This window comes from Arthrobacter sp. PGP41 (assembly GCF_002953935.1).
Taxonomy (GTDB): domain Bacteria; phylum Actinomycetota; class Actinomycetes; order Actinomycetales; family Micrococcaceae; genus Arthrobacter.
Genome location: NZ_CP026514.1, coordinates 3,507,850 through 3,524,131 on the forward strand (window position 1 = coordinate 3,507,850; position 16,282 = coordinate 3,524,131).

At 67.1% G+C, this 16,282-nt stretch carries 13 protein-coding genes; 4 read left to right on the forward strand and 9 right to left on the reverse strand.

Going from position 1 to position 16,282, the window contains the following annotated elements:
• Positions 1-10: 10 nt before the first annotated feature.
• Both C3B78_RS16085 and C3B78_RS16090 read left to right on the forward strand, forming a co-directional pair.
• Positions 11-1,189, forward strand: coding sequence for an AMP-binding protein (locus C3B78_RS16085; protein ID WP_104998945.1), 1,179 nt, complete (start codon positions 11-13; stop codon positions 1,187-1,189).
• A gap of 69 nt (positions 1,190-1,258) precedes the next feature.
• The gene (locus tag C3B78_RS16090; RefSeq protein WP_104998946.1) at positions 1,259-2,140 is read left to right on the forward strand and encodes a 1,4-dihydroxy-2-naphthoate polyprenyltransferase; all 882 of its coding nucleotides are present in this window, start codon (positions 1,259-1,261) and stop codon (positions 2,138-2,140) included.
• Positions 2,141-2,142: 2 nt separating this feature from the next.
• Here C3B78_RS16090 and C3B78_RS16095 read toward each other — a convergent pair whose 3' ends face one another.
• The gene (locus C3B78_RS16095) at positions 2,143-2,454 is read right to left on the reverse strand and encodes a DUF4229 domain-containing protein (RefSeq protein ID WP_199775275.1); all 312 of its coding nucleotides are present in this window, start codon (positions 2,452-2,454) and stop codon (positions 2,143-2,145) included.
• A gap of 62 nt (positions 2,455-2,516) precedes the next feature.
• Here C3B78_RS16095 and C3B78_RS16100 point away from each other — a divergent pair, with 62 nt between their 5' ends.
• Positions 2,517-2,909: a PLDc N-terminal domain-containing protein gene (locus C3B78_RS16100; RefSeq protein WP_104998948.1), complete on the forward strand. Its 393-nt coding sequence runs from the start codon at positions 2,517-2,519 to the stop codon at positions 2,907-2,909.
• A 12-nt stretch (positions 2,910-2,921) separates the two neighbouring features.
• Positions 2,922-3,530, forward strand: coding sequence for a hypothetical protein (locus C3B78_RS16105; RefSeq protein WP_234005435.1), 609 nt, complete (start codon positions 2,922-2,924; stop codon positions 3,528-3,530).
• On the opposite strand, the gene C3B78_RS16110 is transcribed toward C3B78_RS16105, so the two are convergent.
• The 8 genes from C3B78_RS16110 to C3B78_RS16145 form a co-directional block, all read right to left on the reverse strand.
• Complete coding sequence (locus tag C3B78_RS16110; protein ID WP_104998950.1) at positions 3,519-5,048, reverse strand: dynamin family protein; 1,530 nt, start codon at positions 5,046-5,048, stop codon at positions 3,519-3,521. The two genes, C3B78_RS16105 and C3B78_RS16110, sit on opposite strands and share 12 nt — an antisense overlap.
• On the reverse strand, positions 5,045-6,991 hold the full coding sequence (locus C3B78_RS16115; protein ID WP_104998951.1) for a dynamin family protein: 1,947 nt from the start codon (positions 6,989-6,991) through the stop codon (positions 5,045-5,047). The genes C3B78_RS16110 and C3B78_RS16115 overlap by 4 nt, the downstream gene beginning before the upstream one ends.
• 108 nt (positions 6,992-7,099) lie before the next feature.
• Positions 7,100-8,182 carry an IniB N-terminal domain-containing protein gene (locus tag C3B78_RS16120; protein WP_104998952.1) on the reverse strand — a complete coding sequence of 361 codons (1,083 nt, stop codon included), beginning with the start codon at positions 8,180-8,182 and terminating at the stop codon, positions 7,100-7,102.
• 164 nt (positions 8,183-8,346) lie between these two features.
• Positions 8,347-10,413, reverse strand: a complete 2,067-nt coding sequence (locus tag C3B78_RS16125; protein WP_104998953.1) for a LuxR C-terminal-related transcriptional regulator — start codon at positions 10,411-10,413, stop codon at positions 8,347-8,349.
• Positions 10,414-10,415: 2 nt separating this feature from the next.
• Positions 10,416-12,485, reverse strand: a complete 2,070-nt coding sequence (locus tag C3B78_RS16130) for an Hsp70 family protein (RefSeq protein WP_104999845.1) — start codon at positions 12,483-12,485, stop codon at positions 10,416-10,418.
• 153 nt (positions 12,486-12,638) lie between these two features.
• On the reverse strand, positions 12,639-13,742 hold the full coding sequence (ccsB, locus tag C3B78_RS16135) for a c-type cytochrome biogenesis protein CcsB (RefSeq protein ID WP_104998954.1): 1,104 nt from the start codon (positions 13,740-13,742) through the stop codon (positions 12,639-12,641).
• Complete coding sequence (gene resB, locus C3B78_RS16140; protein ID WP_104998955.1) at positions 13,742-15,517, reverse strand: cytochrome c biogenesis protein ResB; 1,776 nt, start codon at positions 15,515-15,517, stop codon at positions 13,742-13,744. Before resB ends, ccsB begins: the two co-directional genes overlap by 1 nt.
• Positions 15,517-16,272, reverse strand: a complete 756-nt coding sequence (locus C3B78_RS16145) for a cytochrome c biogenesis CcdA family protein (protein ID WP_104998956.1) — start codon at positions 16,270-16,272, stop codon at positions 15,517-15,519. The genes resB and C3B78_RS16145 overlap by 1 nt, the downstream gene beginning before the upstream one ends.
• Positions 16,273-16,282: the final 10 nt, after the last annotated feature.

Genomic DNA, 16,282 nt, shown 5'->3' on the forward strand with positions numbered 1-16,282 from the left:
GGAGCGGCATATGAACAGCGGCCCACTCAATGTAGAGCCCGCCCTCAAGGCATTAGCGGCAGCCCTCCACGGCGAGGGCCCCGCCGTCGAACTCTCCGTCGGGAGCGACGGCGCACTGGTGGTGGGGCATGTGGAAACGCCTGGCTGCGATGACGCGGTGGCGGTGGTGCGCACTTCCGGCTCCACCGGCGCCCCCAAAGCGACGGTGTTGACGGTCGAGTCCCTTGCTGCCTCCTCCATGGCTACGGCGCTGGCGCTCAAGGGCGAAGGCCAGTGGCTCCTGGCCCTTCCGGTGGAGTACGTGGCGGGCATCCAGGTGCTGGTGCGTTCCCTGTTCGCCGGCACCCGCCCGTGGGTCATGGATATGTCCCGGGGCTTCACGCCCGAAGCATTCACCGAGGCTGCCATGGAACTGACGGACAGGATCAGGTTCACGTCCCTGGTTCCCACCCAGCTCCAGCGCCTCCTCGACGAACCGTCTCCGGAAACCCTGGCCGTGCTCCGCCGCTTCAACGCCGTCCTGCTGGGCGGCGCCCCCGCGCCGGCATCCCTGCTGGCGGCCGCCCGCGACGCCGGAGTGCGGGTCATCACCACCTACGGTTCCGCCGAATCCTGCGGCGGGTGTGTCTACGACGGCTTCCCACTGGAGGGAGTGTCCGTCCGGGTTGAGGGGGACGGCCGGATCCTGCTCGGCGGTGACACCATCGCCGCGGGGTACCTCGAGACCCCGGAAAGCACCGAAACGTTCTTCGAGGAGGACGGCGTGCGCTGGTACCGCACCAGCGACCTCGGCAGCATTGACGACGACGGCCGGCTGACCGTGCTGGGCAGGGCCGACGACGTGATCATCACCGGAGGCGTTAAGGTTTCCGCGGCGCACGTCCAGGAAGAGCTGGAAAAGTCCGACGGCGTCGCGGCGGCTTTTGTGGCGGGCGTGCCCTCCGCGGAATGGGGCCAGGCCGTGGCCGCCTATGTGGCGCTGGCGGAGTCCGCACGCGGCGCCGAAGCCGACGATGCCCTGCGCAGCCGGGACCACGCCGTCGTGCTTCAGCAGGATTGGCGCCGGACGCTGGGGATCCTGGCTCCCAAGACCGTCCTGGCCGCGTCCTCGCTGCTGATGCTGCCCAACGGCAAGCCGGACCGGCTGGCCATGACCGCCGAACTGAATACCCTCCACGAGGGAAAGTAAAGTAGACCTGCACCACCCGGCAGGGCTCCCCTCCTGCCGCCCTCCCCAACCACACGCGAGGTACTGACCGTGGCTACAGCCGCACAATGGATCCAAGGCGCCCGACTCCGGACGTTGCCCGCCGCGATTGCGCCGGTGCTGATCGGCTCCGCCGCCGCCTACGAGATGGATTCGTTCCTCCTGTTCAACGCCATCCTCGCGGCGCTCGTGGCACTCCTGCTGCAGGTGGGCGTGAACTTCGCCAACGACTACTCGGACGGCATCCGCGGCACCGACGATGACCGGGTGGGCCCGCTGCGGCTTGTGGGGTCGGGGGCGGCAAGTCCGGAGCACGTCAAGCGGGCCGCCTTTGGCGCGTTCGCCGCAGCCATGGTCTTCGGGCTGGTCCTGGTGGTGATCACCCAGAGCTGGTGGCTCATCCTGGTGGGCCTGGGCTGCGTCATGGCCGCCTGGGGCTACACCGGCGGAAAGAACCCGTACGGCTACATGGGCCTGGGCGACGTTTTCGTGTTTGTGTTCTTCGGACTGGTGGCAACCCTGGGCACCACCTACACCCAGGCCGGGCAGATCAACCTGCCCTCCATCATCGGCGCGATCGGCACCGGCCTTATCGCCACCGCCCTGCTCATGGCCAACAACGTCCGGGACATCCCCACGGACATGCAGGCCGGCAAGAAGACCCTGGCGGTCCGGCTGGGCGACAAGCACGCCCGGGAAAGCTACGTGCTGATGCTCGCAGTGGCCATCCTGCTGGTGGTGATCCTGGCTCCCGGCCGGCCCTGGATGCTGATTGTGCTGCTGCTGATTCCGGCCTGCCTGATGCCGGCGTGGCTGATGATCAACGGCCGCAAGCGCAAGAGCCTGATCCCGGTCCTGAAGCAGACCGGCCTGATCAACCTCGGCTACAGCCTGCTGTTCTCACTGGGCCTGGTCCTCAGCCACGGGTTCTAGGCTTAACCCTGTTTGCGGTCCTTGGCGTCGTTGCTGATGGCCACGTCCGGGTTGGCGTCCAGGAGGGCGTCCTCGGCGTGGGCGTCCTGGACCTCGCCGGCTGAACGCAGCGGCTTGGCCTTGCCTGAGAACCGGTGCTGCAGGGCTGCCGCTGCCGCATCGCGCTGCTTCTGGAAGAAGAGGTAGCTCACGGCGAAGGCAATCAGGGCTGCGCAGATGACGGACATCAGGGCGCCCAGGCCCAGGAGGGTGAAAAGCACGAACAGGGGCGCAAAGAGCGCCAGGCGGATCAGGGAATATTTCAAAAAGGCCACTATTCAAGTTTAGCCGCCTCCCGCCCACGGCCCCTGCGCCTCCTGACGATAGACTTAATGACATGCTCCTCCGTGTGGTTTTGGCCGTCGCAGTCCTCGCCATCTTCGTCTATGGCCTCGTCGACGTGATCCGCACCGATGCTCGCCTCACCCGCGGGATTTCCAAACCTGCCTGGATCGTGGTCATGATCGTCCTGCCGGTCATCGGCGCAATCCTCTGGCTCCTGATCGGCCGGCCCCGCGGCACTGCGGCGCAGGGCCAGAACTACCGCCACTCCACCGCTCCGGACGACGATCCGGACTTCCTCCGCAACTTGGAGGTGCGCCGCCGGCAGGAAGCCGAGGCTGCTCGCCTGAAGCGGCTGAAGGAGGAGTCGGATGCCAAGGCAAAGAACGACGACGGCGGGAAAGACAAGCACGAGTCCGACGAACACGACACCGACGGACTGAAGTAGGGGACCTGTTCCATGGCTCACGAAACTGACGGAGAAGATCGGCTGCGGACCCCTGCCGGGGCAGCTTCACCGCCAGATGGGCCACCCACTGCACAGCCCGCGCCGCCTCCGCGGCCCGGGCTGTCCTATTCTTCCCCTGCACCGATCGTGGTGGTCCCGCCGGTTCCGGGCAGCGCCAGGCTCGCCAGGAACCTCTGGCTGTTCAGCTTCGCGGCGGGGTTGGCGGTCCTGGCGGGCTCCTTCCTTACCCGGGACTCCCATCTGGAACGGCTGCGAACCGTGGTGCAGGAAATGGCTCCCGGGGGCGATGACGCTGCGGTTACCACGGCCACGGACATTGTCTTTTGGGGAAGCATTGGGGCGATGCTGCTGGTGATGCTCCTTGAGGCGGCAATGCTCGGCGTGGTGGTGGGCCGGCAGGGCTGGGCCCGGCTGGCCCTGGTCCCGCTGCTGGCGGCGCATGTGCTGGTGATGATGGTGGCGGCCACGTTCCTGGTGCCCCCGGGCGACGCCGGCAGCTACGTGGTCATCCTCTGGGGAATCGAGATCCTGCTGGCGTTCATCGGGCTGGTGCTGTTCTTCTTCCCGTCGGTTGCCGCGTGGCTCAGGTCAGGCCGATAACGGTTTGGCCTGACGCGCCGAGTGCTGGGCGAGCTGACGCTGGAACTCCCGGGCTGAGCATTCCGCCACGATGCCTTCGCAGCTCCGGATCACAACCCTGCAGGCGTCCAGGGCAGTCCGGTCCGTCAGCGGGTTCTCCGCCAGCGCACGCCAGCGGGACAGCAGACAGCGGGCGTCGTCAGCCAATTGTTCGGGGGTGGCGTCCGGGCCCAGCCCGAGCCGTACATGCGATGCCGCACCCAGGCCCCCGGTCAATGCCTCGGCTTCGGCTGCAAGCTCGGGGGTCAGGCCAACGCCGGTGGTCCGCAGTGCCGCCAGCAGCCGCAGTTCACGGAACTCGTGGGCGTTGACCTGCAGCTTCTCCAGTGCCGCGGCCAGGTGCCCGGTCCCCTCGCGTGGAGAAACCCGGAGCAGGGCTTCCACCCCCACCAGTGCCGTCCGGGCCTTCAACGCCTCTGCCCGGGCCTGGAATTGCCGGCCCACCGTCTCCAGCAGCGGGTCCAGGCCGCTGCGCCGGGCAAGCTCATGGGCCAGGGGTGTGGGCTGGTCGAATCCATTACGGAGCAGGACCACCGCCAGGCGGATGCCAAAAAGGCCATACCTCTCCAGCAGCGAGGCCCGGGCCTCCGCCGTCATGCCTTTCGGATCGGTTGCGCGGAGGAACCGGTCCGCCGAGAGCATCATCTTTTCCCTGGCCTCGCGATTCATGCCGGCCAGCAGCTCAAGCGCGTGGAAATCCGGCTGGCGCATGGTCCGGGCACTTTGGGCCAGGAGGCCTGCGACGGGTACCACGCCCAGCGCGAGCTTCCTCAGGTTGTGGTCGCGGCGGTACCTTTCGGCGATGTCGCCGGCGGACAGGAGGGAATCGATCCGTCCTGCGCCCACCTCGTCGGCCCGGGACAGGACGGCAATGGCGTTTACGGTGCCTGAGCGGCCCGCGGCGGTGTCGGCAAATGATTCCAGGAACCTTAGGTCCGAGGCGTGCATGTGCCGCATCAGGTAGATGATGGCATCAGCCTCCGACGGAGTATCCAAGGGAGTCAGGAAGCTGGTGGACCGTGCAGATACGTCCCCCGAGAGCGAGGCTATGCCGGGGGTATCGATCAGCGTCATTTCCTTCAGGCCCGGTGCGGGCCACTGGACGTCCAGGCGTTCCACGTCCTCCGCCCGCATGTCTCCCAGGACGAACACCAGCCGCCCGTCCACGCGTTTGAGCGGCAGGTTCCTGGGTTCGCCCTTCACGGGGTATAGCGTGATGCGGGGCGTGTGCCCGTGCCGGTACCATGTGATGATCCGGGTGCATTCGCCCGTGTCCGTGGGGGCTATCTCTTCCCCGATAATCGCGTTCAGCAGCGTGGATTTTCCGGCTTTCACCATTCCGGCGATGGCGATCCGCAAGGGCTCGGACAACCTGCGCCCATAGCCCCTGAGCGCGGCAGAGGCGGCAGGATCATCCCGGTACACTTCCAGGGCCGCGGCAACCAACTCCTTGGCACCGGCCATCGTAGGGTTCTTCATCCCACGGCCGCCACTGGTGGAGCCCCCGCCGGCCGGCCGGTTGAAAGCCGGGCCGTGCCCTGGCCCCCGCCCGCTTGGCGGGGCGTTGCCGCGGATACCTCTGCGGCAACGGCTGCGGCGGCGCGGGACACCGCGTCAACCTTCTTAAGCTCCGCCTTGATCTCCCGGATGCGGACGTCCTTTTCGAGGGCGTACGTGGTGGCTGCCTTTTGCGCTGCCGATACCGAGTCCGTCAGCGAACGGTGGTGCTCGTCCGCGATCTCCGTGAAGTGGTCCCGGGTGGCGCGCTGAACCAGCCGCAGCCGGTCCTTCAGCTGTTTGCCTACCTGGAACGTGACATCGTCCAGCTGGCGGCGTACCAACGCCTTGGCTTCGCCCTGACGGCGCTTGAGCCGCGCTTCCTGGTCTTCCCGGAACGCTTTGCGCCCCAGCAACAGTCCGGCCCCTACGGAGAGGGGATTAATCAGAGCCATCCCGAAGATCCCCGTCAGGAGACCGAACATCAGGACACCGCCGTAGGACCCGCGCATGCCGATCAGGACCTTCTGCACCGGGTTGATGCGTCCGTCGTCGAGCGTTGGCATCTCGTCCACGGGGTCCAGGGCGTCCCCGGTGTCGGAGACGCGGAACACCGGCAGGGTGACTTCATCCGCAGCGAAGTGTTCTGCCACCTGCGCCGCCAGCCACTGGGCCCGCTCACTGGTCCACACGAAGGTGTCCGAGATGGCGGCCGCCGCGCATTCCTCGAGCCATTTGGAGAACTGCGGCCAGGTGGGTCCCGGATCGCCTTGGTCAATGGCTGCTTCGGCTTCCCGCTGGATCCGCCGCAGCCTGTCCCGGAGGTCATACTCCATGTCCGCAATCAGGTCGCTGATGCCGTCGTTGAGGGTGATCTGCCACCGCGCGGAGCGTTTCCGCAGATCGTCCGCCTCAGCTTTGGCCAACTCCAGCCCCGCGATCATCCGGGGCGTACCCTGCGGGTTCTCGAGGGCTTCAAGCTCGGACTGCAGCGAGAGCCGCAAGTTTTCCGTAACTGAAAGCAGGTCCTGGCTCGCCGAACGCCGCTGGAGGCGCTGTGCCTTTCCCACAATCTCGTTCCGCAGGTACGTAATCAGCACCGGGAAGCCCGATTCGGCGTTGAGCTCGGCATCCTGCAGCCGGGAAGCCTCAAGCCGCAGGTCGGAGGACACGGGGTAAAGCGGGATGTCCGGTGCAACCTGGGCCAGGTGGCCCCTGTCCAGCTCCTCCACGCGACGCCATTCCGGGTAAAGGTCCGTCTTGGACAGGACTCCCACCACACTGGGAGTGATCCGCATGGCCTGCCGGAGGAAGCGCAGTTCCGGTTCGGTGTATTCCTGCGAGGCGTCGCTGACCAGCAGCATGGCATCCGCCATGGGCAGTGCGGTGAGGGTGGTCAGGGTGTGCGAGGATCCCATGCCGCCAACGCCCGGGGAGTCGATAACGGTGAGCCCGCCGGTCAGTAGCCTGCGAGGAAGGCATACCTCGGCGGCCACCAGTTTCTTGCTGTTGCCTGGGTTGCCGCGTTCTGAAACGAAGGCGGCGAGTTCGGCGATGTTGACGGGCTGCCGCTCCACGTTTCTTTCGTCGGGGGCATCCGTACCGTCTTTTGGCACCAGGATGCTCGCCGAGGCGGGATCGCCGTAGCGGACCATTGTGGGGACGGAGGTGGCGATGTCGTCATCCACCGGGCACACAGGGGCATTGACCAGGGCATTGATGAGTTTGCTCTTGCCCTGCTTGAATTCGCCGACGACGATCACCCGGATACTCGGGTCCTTCAACCTTGCCATGGTTTGGTCGAGGCGTTTGCGGAGATCCGCCCTGTCCCCCGCGCCCACCAGCTGAAGGCCTTGCTCCACCAGCTTGATGAGCTGCCCCGCGTTTGCCGGCGTTGGCTGCCCTGCCGATCCTTCTTCTGCCACAGTGTGTCCTTTGCCTCAAGTCTGGGAATTGGGACGTGGGGTGAGCCCCGAAATGCCCGGCAGGAGGGAGAAACCTCCTGCCGGGCACTCCGCCGCGCCCGGGGATGCCTAGCCGGCGACTGAATCGTCGATGGCCGTGTTGACCTCGCTGTCTTCCACGTACACGTCTGCGTTGGTGGAGTTGTCCTCGGTGTGGGTCAACTCGGTCTCGGAGTTGTCCTGGAACGAGTCTTCGATCGCAACCTCGGTGGTGTTGGTCTCCGCGGTGGAGTTGTCCTGGAACGAGTCCTCGATCGCAACCTCGGTGGTGTTGGTCTCCGCGGTGGAGTTGTCCTGGAACGAGTCCTCGATCGCAACCTCGGTGGTGTTGGTCTCCGTGATTGAGTTGTCCGTGTTGTCCACACTGTTGTCGGAGTTGTCGTTGAAGGAATCCTCGACGGCGACATCCAGCTCGGTGGAGGTCTCCGAGTTGTCGTTGTAGGAGTCGTTGACGGAGTTATCCGAGTTGTCGTTGAACGAATCAGCCACATCGACATCGAGGTCGGTGTTGAAGGAGTCGTCGATGTCCGTCTTCTCGTTGCCGATGTTGACGTCGCCGCCGGCGTGGACCGAGTTGTCCGTGGAGTTGTCGGTGGAATTGTCCGTGTTGTAGGAATCGCTGATGTTATTGGAGTCCCGGACGTATGCGTCGTCGCCCGCTGCGACGGAACGGTCCCCGGAGGCGATGACGGAGTCGTTGTCGAACCACTGCTCAACGTCGCCCTCGGCCCAGATGTTCTGGTTGACGGACTGGTCAACGATGTTGTCCCGGTCATCCACCGTTGAGGTGTAGGAGTAGTTGTTCACCACATGGTGGAGCTGCTGGACCGCGTGGGCGTGATCATCGTGGTCGTGGTGTCCGCCCCCGCCGCCACCCGCAGGAGGAGTATATCCGGCGCCGCCACCGCCGATGTGGCCGGTCCAGGACGTGTTGCCGCCGGTGTTGTACTCGCGGTCGAACCGGGAGGTGTTGGTGGTGACTGGCGCGTAGTCCAGGACTACAGGCATTGCGGCATCCACATCTGCGGAGCAGACTTCACCGAGGCCGTGGTCTTCCAGAACCTTCTCGGGATCGTCCAGGAAGTCCTGTGCGGCTTGGCGGTCGCCGAAGAGGTGCATCAGGAACTGGACGAGATCGTTTGCGAGTGTCATTTGATTGTCCTCAATCTTCTCTGAGTTGCGGAGCGCTCGGCGTCCTTTAACCGGGCTTGCATCAAACGTATGGTTCGGGCCAAGGACCGGGCATCGGGCCGCTTCCCCCTACTGGATGGCTTTCCGCCGGGGAATCGCGTCCCGTGCCGTTAGGGCATTAGGGGTTATTCCGGCGCAGCGTCTTCGGGACCCAAGGCAAGGCGGAGCCTGGTCAGCAGGTCGGAGCGGTTTTCCGCGCCCAGGCGGCGGCGCATCCTGGCGATGTGGTGTTCAGCGGTCCGCGGGGAAATGTAGATGGCCTCGCCGATCTCGCGGTACGTCTTGCCCTCGAGCACCAGGCGGGCCACTTCCTTTTCCCTTTCGCTCAGCCCGGAACCGTCCGGCTGCAGGCTGCCGGCCGCTTCAGCGGCGGGGGCAGGGGTGCTGCGGGCCGCGGGGCCGGATGAGCCGTTGACTGCCGGACTGACCTGGGGATGAAGGTCCCTGGCACAGGACAGCAGCCGCACCATGTCCTTGCGCTCCTCTGCCTTCGCCGCTGCATGCCCGGCCAGCCTGGCGCCTTCCCAGGGCATCCCCACCCTGCCGAGCCCCCGGGCAGCGACCTCCACATCAGCGGGGGTCAGCCTCCCGGCCAAGACCGACACCCAGGCCTTGCCTGCGGCGGCAAGCACCGCGGCAAGGTGGCTGTCACGGGCCGCCCGTGCCAGGGCTGCCGCATGGGGAGCGAGTCCCGCAGGGTCTTCGCTCAGCAACGCTGCCTGGACCGCCGCCCAATGGAAGGGCACGGCCCACAGCGGCGGATCGCCCAGCCGGTCAAGAAGCTGCCACGCTTCGGTGAGGTAGTGCGCCACCCGCCGGGTCTCCCTGAGCCGGGCCGCCGTGATCATCAGTTCGCCCCACGGCAGGAGGCTGTAAAGGTCCACCGACGTGTGGAGCATTGCTTCACGGGCCCGCTCCCACGCCATGATGAGTTCCGGCACGTCTCCGCTCCGCCGGGCCAGCCCGACTTCCAAGGCTGCGCGCAGGAACTCGTCCCTGGGCACGAGCGGCCAGTGGTTCGCTTTGGAGGCCTCATTGATTGCGAGCCGGGCATCCTCGAGCTTGTCCTGCTGCATGGCAGACCAGGCCTGAAGCAGGAAAAGCCTGGGCTTCGCGGCATTGCCGCCCTGGCCGGCAGCAGTGGCAGACCGGCACACGGTTTCCGCCAGCCGCGGTTCCCCGCCGTGCAGTGCCAGGAGGGCAGCGATTGCGGCCGGCGTCTCCGGAAGCGGAAGCGCCGCGTTTGCCGCGTTGAACATGTCCGAGGCATGGATCAGGACAGGCAGTGCCTGGTGCGGGTCCGCGCTGACTGACTCGTAGATCCCCTTCCCTGTTTCTGCCAACGTGGCAGCCAGGAGGGTGGGAGAAGCGGGTGGAGCGCCTGGCTGGAAAAGTGCTTCCGCGCCGGCCCGGTTGCCGCACCCGATCAGGGCCACCGCCGCGAGCGGGGCTGATGGTCCAATCCGGGTGGCCCCCAGCCAGCTGTACACGTCCGCCGCCCGCGCCAGCATACCGCGCTGGGCCCAGACTGCTGCGGCCACGTCCACTCCCCGGCGCACGTCGGGCGGATCGTCAGCCACCAGCAGCGAGTCGATGATTCGGGTGGCTGCGTCCAGGTCGCCGTTCGCTGCTGCGGCCTGGGCACGGCGGGCGGCGGTCGCTGCTTCGTCGGCCCCTGCCAGCAGGGCTTCACCATAGAGCTGGGACGCCAGCGCAGGATCATGCTCGAGCGCCTTGTCGGCCGCATGCTCGAGTTCAGCTGCCACGCGGGGATCTGCCAGGCCACCGCGTGCCAGTTCGCGGGCGAAATCGCCAAGGGGCACGCCGTCCCTGGCGTACGCCGTGACGAGCTCACGCTGGAGCGCATGGACCTTGGCGGTGGGGGCGACGGCAAGCAGGGCTTGCTGCGCCGGCCCCACCACGGTCCCGTCCGCCGTCAGGAGTCCTGCAGCTTCTGCCCGTTCCACGAGGACGGCAAGGCTTTGCACGTCACCGCTGTCGAGCCTGCGCTGGAGGTCCGCTGGCAGTGGTCCAGGCAAAACGAAACCGACGGAAAGGGCCAGCAGCAATTCGCGTACGGCAACGTTCTCGCCTTTGAGCTGCCGGGCCATCTGCTCGGCGGCGCCGGGCTCCTGCCCGTGGTGGTTCAGCTCCGGCAACAGGGACACCGGCCGGATCTCATTCCCGGTCATGGTCAAACCGCCGGTTCAGCGGCCGTGGCCGGATCGGTGGCTGGCGCGGACTCCGTGGCCATGGACGCCGTGGGCTCCGGTGCCGGAGGCGACGGCTCCTCCGTTACGGGCGGAGGGGGTTCCTCCGCCACAGGCGGCGGTGGCTCCTCCGTCACCAGGGGAGATGGCTCCTCCGTCGCAGGCGGGGGCTCCTCGGTCACCGGGGGAGGCGGTTCCTCCGTCACAGGCGGCGGTGGCTCCTCGGTCGCAGGCGGGTCCACCGGGACAGGGCTCGCCGTCCCCGTTTCACCTGGCACTGGCTCGCTTGTTCCCGGAACAGGATCAGTACTACCGGCAGGGGCGGCGGGAGCGGCCAGGGGCTCCGTCACTCCACCTGCACCAGCTCCCGGGGCGGCAGTCGTACCGGGAGCGGTGTCAAGGGCGCCCGTGACGCCGGAGCCCGCAGCCGCCAGCTCCCCGTCGGCGCTGGACGCCGGCCTGCTGGTGGGCGAGGCTGCCACTTCCAGGCCCACGGTGCCCGGGGCGGAGTCCTTCGTGCTGGCACTGGCTTCGATGCCCCTGGCAGGTTCCTGCGCCTCCGCGCCGGCACCGGCCGCTGCCGCGCCTCCGGTTCCGCCGCCACCGGAACCGGCTGAGGAAGAATCCTTCTCGGGGGCGGCGTCCGCTTTGGGGGTAAAGATGGATGTCAGGCTGCTCAGGCCCTCGGGGCTCTGGGCCGCGGTGGCCGAGAGGACAGTGAACGCGGCAGCAGCGGCCGCGATGGCGGTCAGCCGCACCGTAGGCTTCGGCGCGTGAGCACCGCCCCGGTGTCCGTGCTGGCCGTGCGCGGCACCCTGCCCTGCGGCTCCAGCCATGGCGCCTGCCGCCGTCGTGCTCTTCCGGGACCAGCTCGCCGGCCGCCCGGGTACGTGGCCCGGTGCGGCGCCTTCAGGTGCCGCGGCGGGGCCCGCTTCCGCCGCCGCCTGCGCCGCAATCTCGGCGGCGGCCGCCTCCCGCGCCAGGACAGCCGCGGCGGCAGCACCGAGGCAGATGGAGGACTTGGGATCAGCGTCGACGGCGATGGGGCGGTCCAGCTGTTCGGAGACTATCTGCGCAACGAGGGGGATCCTCGAGGACCCGCCAATGAGGAGCACGGCGGAAAGATCCGCCGGTGCCAGCTTCAAGTCGGCCAGGGACTGTTCCAGCGCGTCCACCGTGTCCCGGATGGGCTCGTCGATCAGTGCCTCGAACTCGGACCTGACCAGGCGCACCTGCTGCTGGAATCCCGGCAGCAGGACGGAGATGCTGGCTTCACTGTCCGCGGAGAGCGCTTCCTTGGCTTCCACGCATTCGCGCTGCAGCCTGGCCAGCGCCGCACGGGCCCCGGGATCGGACGTGTCGAGGCTGGAGAGGGCGCCGCCGGTATTCCCTGCAACGTAGCGCAGGACCGCCGCATCAAAGTCGGCTCCCCCGAGGTTTTCGATGCCCTCAGGGCGGCCCAGCAGGTCAAAACGGTTGCTGCCGGCCTTCCGCAGGACCGCTGTGTCAAAGGTTCCGCCGCCAAGGTCGTAGACCGCGATGGTACTTCCCTCTTCCACCCGCACCTGGGAGGCGTAATGCAGGGCTGCAGCTTCCGGCTCCGTCACCAGGGCAACGTCCTGCAGGTTCCTGGCGGCCAGGGCTTCCTTCAGGAGCGAGGTGCGGTGGCTGCCCCAGGCGGCCGGGTGGGTCAGGATGATTTCCGACGGCGGCGCCCCCTCGCGTTCCTCCGCGCGGTCCGCCACCCAGCGGGCCATGGTGGCGAAGACGTCCTCGGCCGGCAGGGAGAGCGTGCCCACGGAGATCGGCACGGCGTCGCCCACCCGGCGCTTGAATTCCCGCACCACCCGGGCCGGGAAATCAAGGCCGCGGCGTTCCGCAGCTTCCCCCACCAGGATGGGGCCTTCCTCCGGGTAAAACAGCACGGAGGGTACCGAGGTTCCACGGATTCCCAGTGGCAGGCACTCGGGAGACGAAGAAGTTCCTTGATCAAAGCGTGCAACGGCAGCAGCAGTGAAGCTGGTCCCGACGTCAATGGCCAGAACGTAGCTCATGGGGTACCTCAGGAATACTGTCGTTTCGCCTGCAAGCTTCATCACTAGCGAACGTCACCAAGGTAGCACCACGGCCGGACCGCGAACACCCCTATTGCTACAACGAATTGTTATTTCCGCGGCTTACGCCGTGCGATCGGAAGAAACCCCTGTTCAGAGCCCCGAATAGGAGTGAAGGCCGTTGAAGAACTGGTTCACGATGGTGAAATTAAAAATCACGCAGAGGTAGCCCACGATCGACAGCCACGCCGCGCGCGTGCCCGTCCACCCGCGCGTGGCACGCGCGTGCAGGTAGCCCGCGTACACCACCCAGATGACGAAGGTCCACACTTCCTTGGTGTCCCAGCCCCAAAACCGCCCCCACGCCTTCTCGGCCCAGATGGCGCCGAACATGAGGGTGAAGGTCCAGCCGATGAAGGCGATGGCGTTGATGCGGTAGGACAGGTTCTCCAGGCTCAGCGCGGACGGCACCAGGCGCATGAAGCCGAGCTTGTCAGCCCCGCCGGCAGCCACCGTCTTCTGCCGGTGCGACTGGACCAGCTGGAGCGCGGACATGGCAAATGTCAGGGTGAACAGCGCAGAGGACAGCACGGCGATGGACACGTGGATGATCAGCCAGTAGCTCTGCAGGGCGGGAACCAGGTGGCCCACCGGCGTCCAGTAAGCCACGGACGCGGCCACCAGCATGATGATGGCCAGGCCCACAACGAAGGTACCCAGGAAGCGGAGGTCACGGCGGACCAGGACCAGCAGGAATACCGCAACCGCCACGAAGGCGCCGGTAGTGAGGAATTCGTACATGTTGCCCCAGGGCACGCGCCCCGCACCCAAGGCGCGGGTCACGACGCCGGCACCATGGATCAGTGCGCCGAGAATTGTCAGGGCCACGGCCACCCGCGCGGGGGCACGGCGTTCAGCGGCGTACCGCATGTCGGCGTCGGCGGTGGCCACGCCTCCGGCCCCTGCCCCTGCAGTCCTGGCAGTGGACGACGACGGCCGCTCGGCCCTGCCGGCAGGCCCGGCAAGGTGAGTGTCAGCCCGCTCCCCCACCCCGGCTGCAACCGGGACGCTGGCCGCCTCCTGGGCCTTGCCGTCGAGGCCGGCCTGCGCGGCCTTCAGGTCGATGGCGCGCAGGGCCTTGCTGCTCTTGGCCAGGTCCCAGGCGAAAGCGATGAAGGCCACCGTGTATGTGCCGGCCGCCAGGAGCATGAACAGCTCGCTGTACTGGCCCATGGTTTCGTTGATTCCAAACGGCATTACTGGTCCTTTTCGGGCCCCGAGGGGCCGGCTGGGGTGGTGGCTGGGCCTGTGGTTGCGGCAGCGCCGGCGCTATTCTCGTGCACGCTGCTGGGTGTTTGCCGGGAATCCCCGGGCCGGGCAGTGTCCGGTTCGTGGTCCAGCCGCCATTCCCCGCTGAGCAGCTGCCGGAGGGCAGCGGCTTCGGCGGCAAGGCGATGGTCCTCGCCGCGGGCCAGGAGCCCGTACTCAACCATGGTGCGGCCGTCATCGTGGGTGCCCGTGCGGACCCACACCCGGCGGCGGTTGACGTAGAGCGAGAGGATCAGTCCGGCCACGGCCAGGAGCGCAAACACCAGCGCGTAGGCCTGCCCGGGGTTGTGGTGGATGTCCACTCCGATGTAGCGCTTGACCCCGTCGAAGCTGATGGTGCCCTTGCCGTCCGGCAGCGTGTAGCCGGTCCCGGGGGACAGGGTGATGCCGCCGGCGTCCAGGTTCCGTGCGTTCAGCGGAGTGAGCTCCTTGACGTCCAGTTCGAAGACGTTCTGCGGAGCGCCGTCATCCAGGCCAAGGTCCCCGTAATAGGAGTTGAGCGTCAGCTGCGGGTTGAACAGCTCCGGGTCCCCGCTGAAGGAGACCCCTTCGTTGGTGACGAAGGCGGTGGGCAGGAAGAAACCCGCGAACCCCAGCTGGTCGGGCTTGGCGTCGGGAACCTTGATCACCACGGAAGAGTAGTAGTTGTCCCCCTGCAGCTTCGCCACCACGGGCCCCTGCATGGCCACGTTGCCGGCGCCGTCCCGGATGGTCACCACGGGAGCGTAGCCGTTGCCGGTGAGGTAGATGCTGGTGCCGCCCAGGGTGATGGGATCGTTGACCTTCAGGGTTTCCTGGCGCGCGGGCGCGTCCGGGTTTTCCTTGGTAGTGACTGACGCCGAGAAATCGATGGGCTGGCCGAACTTGCCCTGGGACTCGCGGTCGAAGGTGATGTCGAACTTGTCCAGCTGGATGGAGTAGGGCTGCAGCTGGCCGGACTGGAAATTGGTGCCGGGGTTGAACTGGTCATAGCCCACCAGGGTGTTCACGAAAGTGTCGCCCTCCACCAGGATGCGCTGGCCGCTGTAGCCGAACAGGCCGCCGACGGCCACGGACACCAGCACGCCAATGAGGGAAGTGTGGAACACGAGGTTTCCCACTTCCTTCATGAACCCGCGCTCGGCTCCCAAAGACGGCCGCGCGCCGTCGTCGTCCCTTACCTCGACGCGGTAGCCGCGCTTCTTGAGCAGCCCGGCGGCACTGTGGATGGCCGCGGGCGCCGGGATCCCGGCGTCGGCCGGTATGACCAGTGTGCCGTACTCGGGCAGGCGGGAGAGGCGTTTGGGGGTTCGCGGCGGCTGGGACCGCATGGCCTTGTAGTGGGCAATGGCGCGGGGCACCACGCAGCCGATCAGCGAGATGAACAGCAGCAGGTATATGGCCGAGAACCAGGCCGAGGAGTAGACGTCGTACAGCTGCAGGGTGTCCAGCAGCTTTCCGTAGTCCGGGTTGTCCTTGATGTACTGGGTGACGATGGACGGATTGGCCGGGCGCTGCGGGAAGAGCGAGCCCGGCACGGCCGCGACGGCCAGGAGCAGGAGCAGGAAAAGCGCCGTGCGCATGCTGGTCAGCTGGGTCCACGCCCAGCGCAGCATCTCCTTGGGGCCCAGGGCCGGCAGCGCGGCGTCCGCCTTGGGCCCTGGCACACCGGCGCCAGTTTCCGGGGCGGAAGATTTCTTGTCTACGTTCACGCGCTCGCTCATCAGATCGGCAACTTCACATCGGTTTGGAACCAGTACTGGAGCTCGGTCACCCAGGTCCCCCAGACGCCGCTGGCCATCAGCAGGCCCAGCACCACCAGGATGCCCCCGCCGATGCGCTGGATGGCCAGGCGGTGCTTGCGGAAGAACACCATCACACCCATTCCCCGGCGGAGCGCCAGGGCGATCAGCAGGAAGGGAATGCCCAGGCCCAGGCTGTAGACAAAGGCCAGGAAGGCGCCCTTGGCGGCGGAGGAGCCGCCGGAGAGACTCAGCAGCTGGACGGCGGAGTAGGTGGGGCCGATGCACGGCGCCCAGCCCAGCCCGAAGGTCAGGCCCAGCAACGGCGCGCCCCACAGCCCGGCCGGCGGCTTGGCGTGGATCTTGGCGTCGCGCTGCAGCCAGCTGAAGCCGCCCATGAACACCACGCCCATGACGATGACCAGGACGCCCAGGAGCTGGGTGATCCAGGCGTTCTGCGTGCCCGTGATGAGGGTTCCCAACTGGCCGAAGGCTCCGCCCAACAGGACGAAGATCACGGAGAAGCCGAGCACGAACAGTCCAATGCCGAGCAGCATCCGGCCGCGCTTCTGCTTTTCCAGGTCCACGCCGCTCAGCCCGGTGACATAGCCCAGGTACCCGGGAACCAGGGGCAGGACGCAGGGTGAGAGGAAGGAGACCAGTCCGGCCAGCAGTGCCACCGGGATGGCAAGGAGGAGCGAGCCGTTCAGGATGGCTTCGGCGAAGGGGCTGTTCACGGTCCGGCCG